The sequence below is a fragment of the Leifsonia aquatica H1aii genome, assembly GCF_000633535.1.
Taxonomy (GTDB): domain Bacteria; phylum Actinomycetota; class Actinomycetes; order Actinomycetales; family Microbacteriaceae; genus Leifsonia; species Leifsonia aquatica_A.
This window is the reverse complement of sequence record NZ_AYMR01000028.1, coordinates 1-475: the sequence shown is the minus strand read 5'-3', so window position 1 is coordinate 475 and position 475 is coordinate 1. Positions and strand designations below refer to the sequence as shown.

Sequence of the window (475 nt, the reverse complement as noted above, 5' to 3'; positions counted from 1 at the left end):
AGCCGGCGATCACCGGACCGTCACCGCCGATGCGGGCGTACTCGGCGATCTCGCGCACGGTCCACTCGCGGTCGGGATCGGCAGCGCTGAACGCGCGGACGACCGACTGGATCGCGTTGGAGTCCTGATCGCGCAGCACCGCGTCCGGGTCGAGCCGGGAGAAGTCGATGCCGGTCCATCCGGACATCAGCGTGAGCGCGCCCTCGGCGGACGCGAACGAGAGGTACTCGTCGAGCCGGCGTTGCGCCTCCGCGTCGGTCTCGGCGACGATGACCGTCTGCTGGTTGACCACGGCGACGGCTCCCGGGTCGCGCCCGGCCTCGGCCACGGCCTCCCGCAGCGCCGCGACCTGCGCGGTCAGCACCCGCTTGGACGGCGCCGCCACGAAGACGTTCTCGGCATGGCGGGCGGCGAACGCGACACCGCGCGGCGACGCACCCGCCTGGAACAGGAAGGGCGTGCGCTGCGGGCTCGG

The 475-nt window shown here is 73.5% G+C and carries 1 protein-coding gene; it reads right to left on the bottom strand.

All coding sequences use genetic code 11. The features are described 5' to 3' along the window. A partial coding sequence (locus U870_RS0119720; RefSeq protein WP_025159096.1) for an LLM class flavin-dependent oxidoreductase occupies positions 1 to 475 on the bottom strand: 475 nt, incomplete at both ends.